The sequence below is a fragment of the Butyrivibrio sp. AE2032 genome, assembly GCF_000702965.1.
Window position 1 is genome coordinate 26227 of the sequence record NZ_JNLF01000007.1, and the last position, 16577, is coordinate 42803.

Annotated in this window: 18 protein-coding genes; 13 read left to right on the forward strand and 5 right to left on the reverse strand. The window is 44.1% G+C overall.

Annotated features, from left to right (window positions below; all coding sequences use genetic code 11):
- The first annotated feature begins 134 nt into the window (after positions 1 to 134).
- A complete protein-coding gene (locus tag BO18_RS36085; protein ID WP_255351014.1) occupies positions 135 to 263 on the forward strand; it encodes a hypothetical protein in 129 nt (42 codons plus the stop codon).
- 7 nt (positions 264 to 270) lie between these two features.
- Here the strand turns inward: BO18_RS36085 and BO18_RS30455 are convergent, their stop codons facing one another.
- Positions 271 to 618: a hypothetical protein gene (locus BO18_RS30455; RefSeq protein ID WP_034452671.1), complete on the reverse strand. Its 348-nt coding sequence runs from the start codon at positions 616 to 618 to the stop codon at positions 271 to 273.
- 78 nt (positions 619 to 696) lie between these two features.
- Positions 697 to 1545: a hypothetical protein gene (locus BO18_RS30460; protein WP_034452674.1), complete on the reverse strand. Its 849-nt coding sequence runs from the start codon at positions 1543 to 1545 to the stop codon at positions 697 to 699.
- Between the two features lie 74 nt (positions 1546 to 1619).
- Between BO18_RS30460 and BO18_RS30465 the strand changes: the two genes are divergently transcribed.
- The 12 genes from BO18_RS30465 to BO18_RS35875 all read left to right on the forward strand — a co-directional run bounded on the left by BO18_RS30465 (position 1620) and on the right by BO18_RS35875 (position 12183).
- Positions 1620 to 2084, forward strand: a complete 465-nt coding sequence (locus tag BO18_RS30465; RefSeq protein ID WP_034452676.1) for a Na+/H+ antiporter subunit E — start codon at positions 1620 to 1622, stop codon at positions 2082 to 2084.
- Positions 2081 to 2398: a monovalent cation/H+ antiporter complex subunit F gene (locus BO18_RS30470; RefSeq protein WP_242856627.1), complete on the forward strand. Its 318-nt coding sequence runs from the start codon at positions 2081 to 2083 to the stop codon at positions 2396 to 2398. Before BO18_RS30465 ends, BO18_RS30470 begins: the two co-directional genes overlap by 4 nt.
- Positions 2388 to 2741, forward strand: coding sequence for a cation:proton antiporter (locus tag BO18_RS30475; protein ID WP_034452677.1), 354 nt, complete (start codon positions 2388 to 2390; stop codon positions 2739 to 2741). Before BO18_RS30470 ends, BO18_RS30475 begins: the two co-directional genes overlap by 11 nt.
- Positions 2741 to 3010: a hydrogenase subunit MbhD domain-containing protein gene (locus tag BO18_RS30480; protein ID WP_034452678.1), complete on the forward strand. Its 270-nt coding sequence runs from the start codon at positions 2741 to 2743 to the stop codon at positions 3008 to 3010. Before BO18_RS30475 ends, BO18_RS30480 begins: the two co-directional genes overlap by 1 nt.
- Positions 2988 to 3944 (forward strand): hydrogen gas-evolving membrane-bound hydrogenase subunit E, encoded by a 957-nt coding sequence (gene mbhE / locus BO18_RS30485; protein ID WP_034452680.1) that lies wholly within the window; start codon positions 2988 to 2990, stop codon positions 3942 to 3944. The genes BO18_RS30480 and mbhE overlap by 23 nt, the downstream gene beginning before the upstream one ends.
- Entirely contained in the window at positions 3944 to 4366 is a 423-nt protein-coding gene (locus BO18_RS30490; RefSeq protein ID WP_185752647.1) for a sodium:proton antiporter, read from the forward strand. The genes mbhE and BO18_RS30490 overlap by 1 nt, the downstream gene beginning before the upstream one ends.
- Positions 4363 to 5877 carry a complex I subunit 5 family protein gene (locus BO18_RS30495; protein ID WP_034452681.1) on the forward strand — a complete coding sequence of 505 codons (1515 nt, stop codon included), beginning with the start codon at positions 4363 to 4365 and terminating at the stop codon, positions 5875 to 5877. Before BO18_RS30490 ends, BO18_RS30495 begins: the two co-directional genes overlap by 4 nt.
- Before the next feature lie 21 nt (positions 5878 to 5898).
- The gene (locus tag BO18_RS30500) at positions 5899 to 7221 is read left to right on the forward strand and encodes a complex I subunit 5 family protein (protein WP_242856628.1); all 1323 of its coding nucleotides are present in this window, start codon (positions 5899 to 5901) and stop codon (positions 7219 to 7221) included.
- Between the two features lie 39 nt (positions 7222 to 7260).
- Positions 7261 to 8745, forward strand: a complete 1485-nt coding sequence (locus BO18_RS30505; protein ID WP_034452684.1) for a complex I subunit 5 family protein — start codon at positions 7261 to 7263, stop codon at positions 8743 to 8745.
- 1 nt (position 8746) lies between these two features.
- The gene (locus BO18_RS30510) at positions 8747 to 10669 is read left to right on the forward strand and encodes a complex I subunit 5 family protein (RefSeq protein ID WP_034452686.1); all 1923 of its coding nucleotides are present in this window, start codon (positions 8747 to 8749) and stop codon (positions 10667 to 10669) included.
- A 2-nt stretch (positions 10670 to 10671) separates the two neighbouring features.
- On the forward strand, positions 10672 to 11439 hold the full coding sequence (locus BO18_RS30515; protein WP_051689328.1) for a PHP domain-containing protein: 768 nt from the start codon (positions 10672 to 10674) through the stop codon (positions 11437 to 11439).
- 99 nt (positions 11440 to 11538) lie between these two features.
- Positions 11539 to 12183, forward strand: coding sequence for a hypothetical protein (locus BO18_RS35875; protein ID WP_034452688.1), 645 nt, complete (start codon positions 11539 to 11541; stop codon positions 12181 to 12183).
- Between the two features lie 67 nt (positions 12184 to 12250).
- Here BO18_RS35875 and BO18_RS30525 read toward each other — a convergent pair whose 3' ends face one another.
- The 3 genes from BO18_RS30525 to BO18_RS30535 are packed head-to-tail and all read right to left on the reverse strand — an operon-like array spanning position 12251 to position 16384.
- Positions 12251 to 13663 (reverse strand): MATE family efflux transporter, encoded by a 1413-nt coding sequence (locus tag BO18_RS30525; protein WP_034452689.1) that lies wholly within the window; start codon positions 13661 to 13663, stop codon positions 12251 to 12253.
- Positions 13660 to 14934: a metallopeptidase TldD-related protein gene (locus BO18_RS30530; RefSeq protein ID WP_034452690.1), complete on the reverse strand. Its 1275-nt coding sequence runs from the start codon at positions 14932 to 14934 to the stop codon at positions 13660 to 13662. Before BO18_RS30530 ends, BO18_RS30525 begins: the two co-directional genes overlap by 4 nt.
- A 16-nt stretch (positions 14935 to 14950) precedes the next feature.
- The gene (locus tag BO18_RS30535) at positions 14951 to 16384 is read right to left on the reverse strand and encodes a TldD/PmbA family protein (RefSeq protein WP_034452691.1); all 1434 of its coding nucleotides are present in this window, start codon (positions 16382 to 16384) and stop codon (positions 14951 to 14953) included.
- Positions 16385 to 16577 lie beyond the last annotated feature (193 nt).

Consider the following 16577-nt stretch of genomic DNA (forward strand, 5'->3'; position numbering starts at 1 on the left):
CTCTGGATTATGAAAAAGAAACAATGTTCCAATTTTTATTATACCAAAAAACGATAATCAGATAAAATTTTTGCCACTATAAAAAGATACTCGTATAAATCATTATGAATCACATTTGTCAGGAGGAATTAACCATGATGATGAGAAATGTATTTGAAGATGTAAAGAGCTGCCTGGAGTTTGCATTTTCCATGGCTGTAGATGTTATAAGGATCCGTAGAGAGGAAAAGAAAAAAGAGAGATTATGTCTTATTCTGACTTAATCTCTCTTTAAAGATCTTTCATAGCGTTGTTCATTGCGGAGTTGACACGAGCGTTCATGTCATCTGATAACTGCAGGTGGAGCATGTCTATAACTCTGTTGTCTATAGAGTAGCCGAGCCTGTCCGCGTGAACCTTGAAATCATCCTTGTGGGTGTTCTCATAGCTTTGACGCATGTTGGCATTTAACGCTTTCTGGGCCACCATGGAGTCGTAAGCTTCTGCAAATTCTGCACCAAATTTCTTCCTGGTTTCTTCATCAAGACCATTTAGTTCTGAAACGGAGTTTGTTACAGAATTCTGATTCAGATATGTACTTGTTATGCTGTTTGCTGCTGCTAAGAAGCTGAAATCCATACCAAGTTCCTTTCCTGACCAATTCACATATTATATCGGCCCAAGGGAAGAAAACTTAAGGTGGTAACAGATGATATTTTAATTTTGTTTTTCGGCGCTCCGAGGCCGTTTTTTCGGCATGAAGAACAGTTTGTAACACCAGAACACCAGGAAAATTGCGACAAGTAAAAACAGGTGGGTGTAGAAGATACCAACTATGTAGTAATTTCGCTCCAAAAAGTACTCCAGCCTAAAACCGAGGAGGCTCAAAAGCCCGGTTATGGTAAGGGTCAGCAGTAAAAATGGCAGATTTAAAAATACATTTTTAAGGGCTGTAACAAAATCCATAAATGAGGCATCAAAGTACACAAATCGACCTACCATAAGGCCAAAGTAGTACATCATCACAGGGCCGTACTGGCTCTCATCTCCAATATAATTCAGATAAATAAGAATGATTATGACGTAGAACATACCAAGCATACGCATGGTGGCCTTTTCCTCTTTGCTGAGCCTTGAAAGAGGTATTATGAACTTATCCAGAATGGAATTAATTACGCAGGACATACAGATAAGAAGCAGGAGAATAAAGTCCTTGCCCTCTGACCAGCCTTCCACAAAAAGCTTTATATAACGGCTTCCTGCTGGTGCTGCACCTGTACTTACCAGAGTATAAATGTGGTTGCTCACAACATATGAGCAGGAAAACAAAAGCACAGAGGTTCCGGATATTATCATCTCGAAAAGCCTCTGGGTCTGATCGTTTAGCCTGTCTTTATAGACCTCATCCCGAAGTTCTTTTGTCTTCTCCTTCACAAAGAGCTTTTCGACTCCGGCGATGATCAGGATGGCCACAGAAAGAACGGCTAGCGTGATCAGGAAAAAGATTATTTTTTTGTATAAAGAAAAATCCGGGTTAAAATATGCATCAACACTCATAGCAGACATTTTACCACTTTTAAGGATTGCCCTAAAGGGGGCAATGTTATAAAATCAGTAAAGAAAAAAGTGGGGTTTGATTCATGGGGGTTTTGTTTTTTCTTTTCTGGATAATACTTAACGGGCGAGTGACGACGGAAATTGTAATTTTTGGTATCGTCATAAGCCTGTTTCTTTATGTCTTTTCCTGGATATTTATAGGTTATAAACCTCAGCATGAGCTTCTTTTCTTCAGGAATCTTCCACTGGTAATAGCATATCTGTTTGTTTTGATAAAAGAGGTTGTGGTTGCAACTGTGGTTATGGCAGGATTTGTCTTCAATATGAGGGATATTCCCGAACCTGTTATCGTACATTTCCCTGCACCTGTCAAATCGTCGTTTTTCCAGGTTGTTCTGGCTAATTCAATATCTCTTACACCGGGGACCATTACCGTACGAGTAAGGGACGGCGAGTTTCAGGTACATTGTTATGACAAATCAATGGCTAAGGGAATCGACGATTCCGTCTTCGTTCATTTGTTGAAGAGAATGGAGGAATCATTTTGAGAATTAATTTTGGCATGTTTTTCTTGATATGCATTATTGTGATCTCAGTAATGGCAATTTTATGCCTTGTCAGGGCAATCATCGGTCCTAAGCTGGCTGACAGGATCATGGCAGTCAACATGATTGGAACTTTGACAATTGCGATCATCATCCTGCTTTCTGTGCTTTTAAACGAGAGCATGATGCTGGATGTGGCGCTGGTGTATGCAGTCATAAGTTTTGTTGCTGTAATGGTACTGACCCAGATTTACATTGGTATTTACAGAGAAAAGAGACAGTTGGGACAAAAGGAGGGTGAAAAAGATGAAGATTAGTACATTGACCTTCCTTTTGGCTGCGCTTTTGATAATTGCCGGCATGGCAGTGTTTGCAGTTGGAGTTATAGGGATATTCAGGATAAAGTATGTCCTTAACAGGGTGCATGCTGCAGCAATGCTGGATTCTTTGGGACTTTTGCTGATTTCTGCGGGAGTTATGGTGATAAGGGGCTTTTCCTATGATTCAGCGAAGCTCTTAATGACTATAGCTCTTTTCTGGATAGCATCTCCGGTGTGCAGCCATCTTCTGGTAACGCTGGAAGCTGCAACAAATCAAAACCTTCCGCAGGATGCCAGGGCTGTTACTTTAGAGGAGCTGAAAAAGGAGGAAGAGGAATAATGGATGTTTTAAGAATTGTACTGCTCTCGTTTCTCATAATCTGCGCTCTTGCCGTGAGTTTTTCAAAGAGGCTTCTTGTCTCCGTTTCAATATATATGGCGTTCAGTCTGGTGATGGCTATAATCTGGCTCCTTTTGGAGTCCCCTGACCTCGCTATTACTGAGGCGGCTGTAGGAGCAGGAGTTATCAGTATTCTTCTTTTTATAACACTTAAGAAGATCCGTTCAATCCGCACGGAGGCATCCAATGAAACGAAACCCGAAGTATGAAAACAGCATATGGCAGCATTTTGCCGCCTGGGTAAAGGGAAAGTATGACCCAATGAAGGGTAAGCTTGAGGTCCGCACACCGCCCAGGGAGAGGGATAAGGTAAATATCGAGCGTTATGTTAACAAGATGATAGCTGACAACAGGGAAATGTTTGAGCTTAGTCAAAAGAGGCATCTGGATCGATTCCAAAAGGCCTACTACGCCGTGGCTATAGTCCTTGGAATCTTTATGACTATCCTTCTTCTTCAGACTATCAGCTTTCTTCCTGAGTTTGGAGATGTGAATGCCCCTGAGAACAACGAGGTGGCAACAAGATACATTGAAAAGGGTCTTGAAGAGACCGGGGCTGTGAATATAGTGGCAGGTATGATCCTTGATTACAGGGCTTTTGATACATTTGGTGAGTCCTGTGTGCTTTTCGTGGCTTCCTGCTGCGTGCTTATGCTTTTAAAAACTGATTCAGACAGTTCCAAAGAAAAAGAGGATGAGGAGAAGGCAGACAGCTATTTCGAACCCAGAAACGACGAGATATTGCAGCAGGCGGCGAAGGTTTTAGTACCTGTGATCATTCTTTTTGGGATTTATGTAATCCTGAATGGGCATATTTCGCCGGGCGGTGGTTTTTCCGGAGGGGCTATAATAGGTGCCGGATTTATCCTTCATCTGACTGCCTATGGATATGAAAAGACAAGAAGATTTCTGTCGGAAAAGGGCATTAAAACCATGACTGTTACGGCGCTTTCTTTTTACTGTATCGCAAAGAGTTACTCTTTTTATACGGGAGCTAACCACCTGGATAATATCATTACCCCAGGGACTCCGGGAGCTATCTTAAGTGCCGGACTTATTGTTTATCTGAATATCTGTGTGGGTATAGTTGTGGCCTGCACCATGTATTCTTTCTATGTAATGTTCCGAAAGGGAGACTATTGATGGGAGAGAGCATTTTTACAAATTATGAGGAAGTGGCTTCCGTCATCCTTTTTGTTCTTGGGATGATGAATCTGCTGATCCAGCCCAATCTCGTAAAAAAGATCATTGGTCTGGACATAATGGATGCTGCAGTATATCTTTTCCTGGCTTCGAAGGGGTATATTGCCGGTAAAGCTGCGCCCATTTATATCGATGGCATCGCTGATGCGTCCTACTACATTAACCCGGTCCCTTCGGGACTTGTTCTCACCGGAATCGTGGTTTCTGTCAGTGTCAGTGCGCTTATGATGGCCCTTACGATAAATCTTTACAGACAGTACAATACTTTGAACCTGGATGAGATCATGATGCTGCTTCGAAAGCAGGAGAATGAGGAGCTTCAGGCGCTTGCTGATGAAGATGCAGGGGAGGAGATAGAATGACACTGGTTCAGAACTTCCCGTTTTTCTGCATAATCCTATCCATGTTTACTGCCATAATCTCTTTTGTATTTAAGGGCAGGGGAGCAAGAAACCTCCACATTCTTATGGTGGTGCTGGTTCATGTGATGTCGATAATGACGCTTGTTTACTGTGTCCGTGCTGATAACAGCTACACCTATATGATGGGGCATTATCCGGCTCCTTGGGGAAATGAGATAAGGATCGGACAGCTTGAGGCCCTGATGGTAGTTTTCTTTTCCGGGATAATGTTCTTTTCTGTCCTGGGAGGCATCGCCCACATTGAAAAAGAGATTGATGATTCAAGGAAAAATCTCTTTTACATCCAGCTGGATCTGATGATGGCATCTCTACTGGCCCTCATATACACCAATGACCTGTTTACTGCATACGTATTTATTGAGATTTGTACCATTGCTGCCTGCGGACTGATAATGGCAAAGAGAATTGGAAGAGTTTATGTTTCAGCCATAAGGTACATGGTAATGAGTCTTGTGGGCTCTGGTCTTTTCCTTATCGGATTGTCACTGCTTTACTGCATTACCGGACATCTTCTCATGACTCCGGCAAAAAATACGTTGGCTAACATTGTTTATACAGCAAGATATCAGGTTCCTCTCACAGTAATCCTGATCCTTTTGACAGTTGGACTTGGAATAAAATCAGGCTTGTATCCTTTTCATACCTGGATTCCCGATGCCTACGGCTATACAACTCCTGCGGCTTCAGCAATCCTTTCATCACTGGTATCGAAGGGTTACATCTTCCTTTTGATCAAGCTCATGGTCAGGGTACTTCCCAATAAGACTCTGGCCTGGAATCAGATGACCAATGTGCTGTTCATTCTTGGCATTATCGGAATGATGATCGGATCTATTGACGCCATAAAAGAACAGAACGTTCGAAGAATGACGGCATATTCTTCTGTGGCTCAGATCGGTTATATCTACATGGGGCTCGGCCTTGGAACTGAAGAGGGAATCGTGGCTGCTCTGTTTCATGTAATATCCCATGGAGTGATGAAGGCTCTTTTGTTTATCAGTATTTCAGGGCTTTCAGATAGCTCTAATGGCAGAATTGACAGGAAGGGACTTACAGGAGCGGGATTTAGGAATAAGCTTTCGGGCTTTGGATTTACTGTAGGTGCCATGTCCATGATCGGAATGCCTCTTTTGACCGGATTTGTTTCAAAGTTTATGTTTGCCTCAGCAGCGACGGAGGCAAACACCACCAAGATGATAGCTGCCTGGACGGCTCTTGCTGTGAGTACAGTGCTGAATGCAGTCTATTTCATGAGGACGGTAATAGTTCTTTATACACCTGTTGGTGATGCCAAAGCTGCCCTTCAGGAGGGTGAAAAGAGCTATGAAAAGAAGGGGCTTGTACTGGAGAGCCTTGGAGTTATTGGATTTGTTTTACTAAACCTGTATCTGGGAACTATGTCGCCCACTGTTATAGATATCATTTCCAGAGGATTGGAACTGTTTGGATAAAGGTTTTTGCTGGAGGTTTTTGTGCCGGAAATTAGATTACTGAATGTGGCTGATTCCATGGATCTTTGCTTTAGGGTGGATGAACTGGGGCTGATGTTTGCCCTTTTGTTTGCATCCATGTGGATTCTGGTGGCCATCGCTTCAATTGAATATATGAAACACGAGAAGCGTAGGAAGGGATTCTATGTTTTTTATGCCCTAACGGGAGTGATACTGGTATTGGCGGCTTTTGCTGCGAACTTTTTCACTTATTACTGCCTGTTTGAGGCTATGACGCTGCTTTCCATGCCTATGGTACTTAACTCAAGAAGTCATGAATCTGTCATGGCAGCCTTAAAGTACCTGTTTTACTCCATGGGAGGAGCTTTTCTTACGCTGTTTGGCTTCTTCTTGTTTATGACAAAGGGATTTGATCTGACATTTACAGCAGGGGGATGCATCCCTGAGAGTGCGGAATTTGGCACTTTGGAGCTGGTTGGAGCATTTTGCATGGTACTGGGCTTTGCTACGAAGGCAGGTATGTTCCCTATGCACGGGTGGCTACCTACAGCCCATCCTGTGGCTCCGGCACCTGCATCTGCGGTGCTGTCTGGTGTTATTACAAAGGCAGGAGTTTTGGGCATCGTAAGAAGTATCTTTTACTGCGTAGGGCCGGATAGGATTAGGGGAACCTGGGTGCAGTACACATTTCTTGTGCTGTCAATGACCACGGTTCTGATGGGCTCTATGATGGCATATCAGGAGAAGGTTCTTAAAAAGAGACTTGCCTATTCAACTGTCAGTCAGGTGTCCTATGTGCTGTTTGGACTTGCAACCTTAGAGCCTGTGGGATTTATTGGAGCAATTCTTCATGTGATCTTCCACAGCCTTGTTAAGGATACGCTCTTCCTGACAGCAGGAGCTGTGATCATAAAAGCCAGGAAGACTTTAGTAAGTCAGCTGGATGGAATTGGACGAAAGATGCCAATAACCATGTGGTGCTTTACCCTTTCCTCTATAACACTTATAGGAATTCCGCCCACCAGTGCCTTTATAAGCAAGTGGTATCTGGCTCAGGGAGCGCTGGACATGGATATTCCGGTTATCAGATGGCTTGGAGTGGTATTCCTTCTAGTGAGTGCGCTTCTTACTGCAGGATATCTTCTTACTGTGTCCATAAGGGCCTTTCTCTATGGAGAAAAGGATGAGTCCGGCACGGAAAAGACAGGGCAGGAGCCTGTTACAGATCCCGGGCTTTTGATGCTTGTGCCTATGCTGATAATGACATTGCTTTCCGTTGTTCTTGGAATCTGGCCAATGGGGCTGAGTAGTAAGCTTTTGGAACTTACAAAGATACTATTTTAACTTGATATAAACAGATAGAAAGAGACAGGGAATTACATAATGAACCTATACGTTTTGGTCCTGCCCATTATGATACCGATTTTATGCGGAATCGGAATAATGGTCTTTCCCGTAAAAGACAAAAAAATAAGGAATATCCTGCTTGAACTTGTTGTGGTAATAAACACGATCCTTACGCTGTTTATTCTGTTTCATGCGCCACAAGGGACACTTTCTTTGTTCTCCCTTGGTGATAAGCTGGTGATGACTCTTAGAGTTGATGGACTTGCAGCCTTTTTTGCTGGAATTGTTTCTTGTCTGTGGCCTCTGGCAACTCTCTATGCTTTCGAGTACATGGAGCATGACGAAAGGACAGACGTATTCTTCGGATTTTACACAATAACCTACGGAGTGACCATGGGTGTTGCACTTTCAGGTAATATAGTTACCATGTACCTGTTCTACGAGGCACTTACAATGGTCACACTCCCTTTGGTGATCCACACCATGACCAAGGAAGCCAAAAGAGCTACCAGAAAGTATCTATACTACATGATAGGCGGAACGGCCTTTGCCTTCATTGGGATGGTCTTTTACGTGCTGTTTTCTCACAATATGGAATTCAAATATGGAGGGAATCTTAACATAATAGCGCTTTCCAGCCATATTCATGTGGTTCATCTTGTGTATCTGATGGCATTTTTTGGATTTGGAGTTAAAGCAGCAATATTTCCTTTTCATGGGTGGCTTCCGGATGCATCTGTGGCACCAACGCCGGTTACAGCTCTTCTTCACGCAGTAGCTGTGGTAAAATCCGGAGTGTTTGCGATCATGAGATTCACTTATTACTGCTTTGGAGCAGAGGTGTTAAAGGGAAGCTGGGCACAGAGAATAGCACTTTCCTTTGCGATGATCACTATCGTATATGCTTCCACCATGGGAGTGAAGGAAACACATTTTAAGAGGAGAATGGCTTATTCCACAGTCAGCAATCTCTCCTATATTCTTCTTGGAGTCACAATGATGTCTCCATTAGGGCTTTTGGCCGGAATGAGCCACATGCTGTTCCATGCCATTATGAAGATCAGTGGATTCTTCTGTGTAGGAGCTGTTATGCACCGTGCTCACAAGGAATATGTTTATGAGCTTGATGGAATCGGGCTTCAGATGCCAAAGACCATGACGGCATTTGTCGTATCGTCCTGTTCTATTATCGGAGTTCCTCTCTTTGCAGGCTTTGTGAGCAAATGGAAGATTGCCCAGTCTCTGTTTGAGGGAGGCGGAACATTGGAATATGCTGCAGTGTTTGTGCTTCTTTATTCTGCTTTGATGACGGCAATATATCTTTTAACTGTGGCAGTAAGAGGCTTTTTCCCGGACAGTGATGCCCTTGGGAAAATGGCTCATGATGAGGAAAAAGCATCTGACCCATCCTGGAAGATGCTGCTTCCACTGGGGATTTTTTCAATAGCGATTGTTTTTATTGGGCTCAAGGCTGAGCCGATTCTAACAGTGCTTACAACAGTAGCAAACGGAGTATTTTGATATGAGAATAATCATCCCTGATATATGTGCATTAGGGCTTAGCTTTGAGATTGGCGGATTTCGCCTGCTCTTTGCCATAATTGCCACATATATGTGGTTCATGACCACCCTCTTTTCAAAAGAATATATGTCTCATGCGGGGAAAAAGGGACGGTACTACTTCTTCCTGGCAATCACCTATGTGGCAACCACAGCTCTTTTCCTGTCGGGAGATCTGTACACCACATTTATCTTTTTCGAGATAATGTCTGTGGCCAGTTATGTCTGTGTGATCCACGATGAGAATGAACTTACCTTAAGGGCCGGAGGCGTGTATCTGGCTGTGGCTGTAATTGGTGGATTGGTGTCACTTATGGGAATATTCCTGTTGCACCACATGTTTGGGACACTTACCTTTGAGGAACTAAAGCCCCTTTGCGAGGCTCTCCTTAAATCCGGTGATGCAGATGCTATAAGGACGCTGTTTATCGCCGGTGGATGCATTCTCTTTGGCTTTGGCGCCAAGGCAGGTATGTTCCCGCTGCACATCTGGCTTCCAATGGCGCATCCTGTGGCACCGGCACCGGCATCGGCGCTTCTTTCCGGTATTATAACCAAGACCGGAATATTTGGACTATTGGTGCTTTCAGTGTATGTGTTCCCGGGTAACGGGCAATGGGGCTTTATTATTGTGATGCTGGGAGTGGTAACCATGCTCCTTGGAGGAATCCTTGCTATTTTTTCCGTGGATATCAAAAGAACTTTGGCCTGCTCCTCCATGTCTCAGCTGGGAATGATCATTGTTGGCATTGGCATGATGGATCTTCTGGGGGAAGAGAATACTCTGGCAGCCAGGGGAACAGTAATGCATATGGTAAACCATGCCTGCCTTAAGCTGGTGCTATTTATGGCTGCAGGTGTGATCGTGATGAATCTTCACAAACTGAACCTGAATGAAATCCGTGGATACGGCAGAAAAAAGCCTTTCCTTAAGCTGGTTTTCCTGTCGGGCTCCCTTGGAATTGCCGGAATACCTTTCTTTAACGGTTATATTAGTAAGACACTTCTTCATGAGAGTATCGTGGAATATATAGAGGTTCTTTCTGAGCAGGGAAGTAGCGATGTAGTACTATTCAGAGTCATTGAGTGGCTGTTTTTGATCACTGGAGCCATGACATTGGCATATATGACAAAGCTCTTTGTCTGTGTGTTTGTGGAGAAGAACGTGGATGCAGATCTGCAAGCTGAATATGATGAGGGAAAGCCCTATTGCACCCCTCTTACTAAGCTTGTACTTGCAATCACTGCCTTTGTAATGCCTGTATTTGGCGTGCTTTCAAAGATTACAATTGATATTATTGGAAATATGGGACAGGGCTTTTTAGGGGCAAAAGAGCTGGAACATCAGGTCAACTATTTCTCCCTTGAAAACCTGAAGGGCGGATTTATAAGCATCCTTCTTGGAGCCTTGATCTACCTTGTATTTATCAGGAGAGTTCTTCTTAGAAATGAGGATGGAAGAGAAGTATATGCTGATATTTGGCCAAAGAAGCTGGATCTTTTGACACTATTCTATGAGCCGGTTCTTATGGTGATACTTCCTGCAGTTATTGGATTTATCTGCAGATGCCTGGATTTTGCCCTGGACGGTTTAATCCTTTTTCTTCGAAGGACCACTCATAAACAGGTCTTCAGAAAGGAACCGGTTCCTGCGAAATTCTTCCTTGCCAATATACTTGGAAGCATTATGAACAGGATCTCTTCAGCTATCAGCTTCTGTACCGGAGAGAGGATTCATAGAAAGAAGAACTACGTGCTTGTTCTTGCCGGGAAAAAGACCCTTATGGATCAGACCACAAAGATGGTAAGTGCCAGCAGTGCCTTTTCCCTTATGATGTTCGCAATCGGTATAATCGCAGTTGTGGTCTATATTCTGGTGGTTTGATTATGAATTATATTTATGAGACACATCTTCACACAATAGAGGGCAGCGCCTGTTCAAGGACACCCGGAGCTGATTATATCAGGTATATGAAGGATCTGGGCTACGCGGGAATCATTGTAACCGACCACTTTTTTACAGGAAACTGTGCCGTTCCGAAGGACCAGCCCTGGGATAAAAGAGTAGAGCAGTACTGTAGCGGCTATGAGCATGCTAAGGAAGCTGCAGGCAAGGATCTGACAGTTCTTTTTGGCCTTGAGTATAACTTCCAAGGGGATGAATTTTTGCTCTATGGTCTTTCAAAAGAGTGGCTGTTGGACAATCCTGATATTGAAGGAAAGGACAGATTCCAGGTATATGAGGCAGTTCATCAGGGCGGCGGTATAATGATACAGGCTCATCCCTACCGGGAAAGGGGTTATCTATCCGCTATACATTTGACTCCTGATGCCTGTGATGGCGCTGAAGTTTATAATGCTGCGAATCCTGACTATCAGAATGCGCTGGGCTACCAATATGCCCTTGATCATGGCTTTTTAATGGCCGGAGGCTCGGATATTCACTATTTTGGTCAGCCTGACATGGGAGGAATGAGTTTTTCTTACCCAATTGAGACAATAGAAGACTATGTCAAGGCCTTTATGGCAGGGGAAGGAACACCGGTTTATAAGAAGGATGCCCTAAACAGCAAAGAGGGCTTTAAGCCCATTTTTGAGGCAAAAGAGCTTATAACAGTATCTAAGGAGCCCACTTTAGAAGTAATATGGCACTGAAATAAAGTTTAAAAATTTAGGAAAAGCTGTGAAAATTTAGTAAAAAGTGGTGCATTTCTGAAAACAGGCTATATAATGGTTTTATAGGAGGGTGGACCTATGAAAAGTAAAAGTATTGTGGGATTAGTATTATCAGTAGCAATGATGGCAATGGTTGGATGCAACACAGCAGGTTCTGGTGCTGATGTGGGAACCGACCTAAAGCCTGTTATCTATCTCTATCCGCAGGAAGAGAACACTGAGATTTCAGTAAGACTTGACTACAATGGGGACATTACAGAGCTCATTCCTGAGTTCAATTCAGAGAACACCTGGACTGTTACAGCAAATCCGGATGGACAGATAACCTTCGAAGGTCAGCAGTATGACTACCTCTTCTGGGAGGGAGTTCCGAAGTATGAATATGATTTCTTTACAGGCTATTGTGTAAAGGGATCCGAAACGGAAGGCTTCTTACGAGATAAGCTCTCAGAGCAGGGACTTAACGAAGCAGAGATCAACGAGTTTTTGAGGTTCTGGTTGCCGGATATGGAGGGAAATCCCTATAATATCATCAGCTTCCAGGACAGAACATACAGAAAAGGCGCACAGCTTACTGTTACGCCACAGCCTGACACTATGATTAGAGTGTTCATGGCATGGTATCCATCAGATGTCAGCGTAAAGATCAATCCTCAGATTCTTGATTCACCATCAAGACAGGGCTTTACAGTAGTTGAATGGGGTGGAAACCGAGTTTACTAATATTCGCTAAAGAGGGGCTTATAGCTAGGCTAGCTGTGGGCTTCTTTTTTTGCGCAAAAATAAAGGCTCAGGCCTTTACAATAGTGGCTGAGCCTACAGGTTTTCTGTAAAGTCTTAAAAGGAAAAGTGCTCCGCGGACACAAATATCAATACACATAGCAAGCCAAACACCTCGAAGGCCTATCCGTGGTGCCAGGAAGGAAGCTAAGGTAATTCTTACAGCCCACATACTGATAAAGTTTATTACAGATGGGCCAAGAGTATCTCCTGCACCTCTAAATACGCCGGTTCCAACAATGGATGCTGCGAACATTGGCTCAGCAAAGGCTTCTATACGAAGGACCATGGCTCCAAGAGCCTGAATTTCAGGATCCGGAGTCAAAAGAGCTAATAGCTGCGGGGCAAAAATGTACATGAGAATACCGGTTCCTGTCATTACCAGCATTCCAAGGGCAGTAGCAAGCCAGCCAAGGCGGTTTGCAAGCTTCTTTCTTCCGGCGCCAAGGCTCTGTCCAATTAGTGCCGTTGCAGCGCTGGCTATACCGTAGCCCGGCATGTAACAAAGACCTTCTGCCGTGATAGAGAAGGAGTTAGCAGCAAGGCTGATATTTCCAAGTGGTGAAACTATCCTTGTGGCCATAACGTAGCCACAGCCCATGATTCCCTGCTCAATGCCCACAGGAACAGCGATTTTAACAGCAGTACCAAGTTCATCCAATGTAAATGGCAGGGACTTTTCCTTTCGAAGATGCAACAGAGGAGACCTTACTAGCAGGAAATATAGCATGGAAAGCCCAATTGAACCCTCTGATAGGGCAGTTCCAAGGGCTGCGCCAGCCACTCCAAGGCCTGCTCCGTAAACCACAATGGGTGTACCAAAGAAAATAATGGACCTTGTAGGGAAGATCAGGATAAAATTCAGGATAACGTTCAAAAAGCACCCAATAATGCTAAGGATGCTGGGAGTCCTTATATTTCCGCTGCACTGAAGCATTCCGGAAGAGGTCATACTGATGTGCATAAGCGGAAGCGCGAAAGCAAAGATCCTGAAGTAGGTAGCTGCCTGGGATGCAATCGATTCTCCGCCTCCAAGCCAGTAGGGCAGATATGCAGAAATGGACACACAAAGAATAGCGATTGTTATGCTAAAAGCCAAGACAGATACAAGGCCGTGCTTAACAATCGCTCTGGCTTTTGCATCATTTTTTGCACCGATACTGTGAGCGACCTGAACATTAAATCCGGTACTTACAGCTCGGCAGATGCCACCTACAAGCCAGGTGGTGGAAGAAACCAGTCCAATGGCAGCTGAGGGGTCAGGCCCCAAACGGCCAACCATGGACTGGTCCACGTATTCCATTATAACGGTGGTGATCTGAGAAAAAATGGCAGGAATGCTGAGCATCACAATGATCCTCAGCTGCTCCTTAAAGGGAATCTCGCTGCCATTTCTTATCTGTTCAAAATAATCTTTTTTCATTCATTTCCAGCTATTGTTACATTTTCAAGCTTAATTACTGAAGGCATCAGGACGTTATTGTACTGCTTAAGCTCTTTTGATAGTTTCATGTTGTTTATGAGCTCGGGTAGGCTACCAGATACAGATCCTCCGCTTACAGGAGTAACCTTATCACCTTCGTGAAGGTATGCTAGTCTTATTTCTCCAGCGATGTCTCCTGTGATTATATCCACTGAGAAATCCGAGAACTCAACCGGCTCAAGATAAGTACCCTGACGAAGCTCTGCTTCAGTACTGCTTCCGCCCTCTGCCTGGAAGTTTCCGACAATATAGGAGTCTTTTACTCCAAGGTAATATCTGAACTGGCAATCGCCCCAGTAATTCTCGGGAACGTTATCCTTTATAAGGTACATATCTTTAGTTTTGGCACCTTCAGAGTCTACAGGATAGTTTTTGGATGAGTTGGGGAGCTCCTTAAGGGCCTTAATGGTGATCTTATCTCCCTGAACATCCTCTGCAAAAGATTTACCTATCTCGCAGTCAGAATAACCTCTGTATTTAAGGCTTGCATGCATTCTCATGGCAAAGAACTTGAACAGTTCGCTGGCATCTTCGGTTGAGAAGAGAACAGTAGCCTTCTTAAGGTTAGGTGTAGGCTTGGTAACGAGTCTGTCCTTGCCGAACTTGAGGGTGCTTGTAAGTTCCTCGATAAGGTGCGCCTTATCGCAGCTTCCGGATTCATACATGCGGTACAGCTCAATTTCATGCTGGTCGTTTCTGGCGTTTACCACAACTTCTACCTTTGAACCTGGGCAAACTACAGTTACATCTATTCCCTCAGAGTTTACAAAACGTCTGGTGGTCTTTTCTGCAAAAATCTCATAGGAATTGATGTCCTCTGTGGAGGTTTCGGGGATCTGCTGAAGTGCTTCAATATAATCCCTGGCTGTCTGCTCCACATCATAATCCTTGTTGTTAACCGTTACCTGATCCTTGTTGAGCTCGAAATAAGGATTTTTTACGTAAGAAGCTCTCTCATAGAGGTCGTTTATGATCTTTTGTGCTTCCTCTACTGAAGCTGTGGGATTGATCTCCTGAGAAGCACTTCCAAGAAACTTACCATCCTCAAGCTTGCGGTACACAGTTACGCTAATATGTTCAACATCTCTGACTCTGTTCTGGTCAAGCTCATGCTTTATGAAATAGAACTCCCAGGCCTGTGTGACCTTGTCAGAGACTTCCCAGGCGTCAGCGCCTGAGTTTTTAAGTAATTCTATGATCTTGTCTGTCATTATCTAATCCTCCCAATTATCCAAGTGTTGCTCTAGCCTTGAGATATGGGCCTCCATCTGAAACCTTGACCCATTCCTTGTAGCCTTTTCCACAGGCACCATTTCCGAAGGACAGATAGTCATCACTTACCATGGAGATGGAACCAAGCAGATCAGGCACATAACCGGTGAGGACCACAGGAGAAACTACCTTTCCTGTAAGTTTTCCGTCTATGATCTCATAGCCCCTGTCAATTATGCACTGAATTCCCCAATGCTTTGGATCTTCCATTCCGGAGTCCATACCGGCAAGAAGATAGCCTTTTTTTATGGACGCGATCATTTCTTCCTTGGTGGAAGTTCCTGCGTCAAACATGGTGTTAGTCATTCTTGTATAGGCCTTATGCTCGAAGTTTTCGCGCTTTCCGTTGCCGGTAGGCTTTATGCCAAGGCGGAGAGCAGCAAGGGCATCGCATACGCCTGTTTTCAAAATACCTTTATCAATCTCTATAACGTCTCCAGCAGGAGTTCCCTCATCGTCAAAAGCATAGCTGGCCACATCTTTTACGCACTTGGCACCCTCATGCATGGTAACAAGGTCAGAACCTACGCGCTTGTCGATGTATTCTGCTCCAAGAGCTCTCTTTTTAACAAACATATCCATCTCAACGCCATGACCGAAGGCTTCGTGGGCAATAAGACCGGAAACTTCGGGAGTTGTGATGATATCATATTCACCGGGTTCGATGGTGCCGGCACCCAGATCGTCATTTAATGCTGTATAAGCCTCTTTTACTGCCTTTGAAAGACCGTCGAAGAGAGCCGGGCCTTCCCTGTCGGAAATGCCGTTGTAGGAAGAATTACTCTTTCCATCTCTTACACCGATCATGGAAACGGAGCCTTCTGAGTATACATAGCTCTGACGAAGGTCTTTATTTGCTGTAAGGAACATCTTGCAAACATGGGTTGACTGAGCTCTTACATTGCAGTCGATGATCTCCTCAGACATAGCGACACCTTCATCGCTGAACTTCTGGAGCTTGGCAACCAGGGCACTTAAATCAGTGGATTCCGGAAGATCCGTTGTATCCATTTCTACAAAGAGCTCTTCTGGTTCGTCGTTAAGGATTTTTGTGTCATAAACCTTTGAGTTTGTAGCCTTTAAAAGAGAAAGCTGCATATCGAGGACTTTTTTGATCTTTTCTGCTGTTTCTTTTACCTGGGATGGATCAAAGAGGTTAAAAGAATATTCGCTGTAAAGGCCATCTTTATATACCCTTACAACAGTTCCTCTCTCTGTTGTGAGGTTCTCTCCATTGATTGATTTAACTCTCTGTGAAGCAGTTATGGTAAAACCAACGGAATCCGTTGATAGAACGCTGACATAGTCGTAGCTTGTCTTAAGCTCGGCTATAAGCGCTTTAAGGCCGTCAGCAATGCCGGCCAGATATGGCGAAAAAGTAGCTTTCATTAGCTGTACCTCCTAATACTTACTAATCTGCGCAAACAGCGCAGCCTTGTTAATTGTAAGGTATCAGGGGCATTAAAACAAGCTATAGCGCTAAAAAAGTACCGCCACCGGGAGCCTGCCGCAGTGACGGTACCTTATTTTTTGTTGAGATTGTTCATTTAGTACCAACCTCCTTTCTTACTCTTTATATCGG